The sequence below is a fragment of the Luteimonas abyssi genome (assembly GCF_001482195.1).
Classification (GTDB): Bacteria; Pseudomonadota; Gammaproteobacteria; order Xanthomonadales; family Xanthomonadaceae; genus Luteimonas; species Luteimonas abyssi.
On sequence record NZ_JUKH01000036.1, the window covers coordinates 1 to 521 of the forward strand.

Annotated in this window: 1 rRNA gene; it reads left to right on the forward strand. The window is 55.7% G+C overall.

Going from position 1 to position 521, the window contains the following annotated elements:
- Positions 1 to 357: ribosomal RNA gene (locus RG19_RS00015) — 23S ribosomal RNA — on the forward strand; the annotation flags it as partial.
- Positions 358 to 521 lie beyond the last annotated feature (164 nt).

Below are 521 nucleotides of genomic sequence, written 5' to 3' on the forward strand. Positions count from 1 at the left end.
ATGGCTGTTCGCCATTTAAAGTGGTACGCGAGCTGGGTTCAGAACGTCGTGAGACAGTTCGGTCCCTATCTGCCATGGGCGTTGGAGATTTGAGAGGGGCTGCTCCTAGTACGAGAGGACCGGAGTGGACGAACCTCTGGTGTTCCGGTTGTCACGCCAGTGGCACTGCCGGGTAGCTACGTTCGGAAACGATAACCGCTGAAAGCATCTAAGCGGGAAGCGTGCCTCAAGATGAGATCTCCCGGGAGCTTGACTCCCCTAAAGGAACCATCAAGACCAGGTGGTTGATAGGCTGGGTGTGTAAGCACAGCAATGTGTTGAGCTAACCAGTACTAATGATCCGTGCGGCTTGACCATATAACCTCAAGTGGCTTCGCCAATGCGAAGCGTCTAAGCCTCGCAACACGTCGAACAACTTCGATTCAAATGCTCGCTACAAACCCAACCCCATGAGAGCGTGAGCGCGATCCGTCTCCGGACTTCCGTCCAGACCGAACCGCGACCCTCCACCCTCTCCCTGG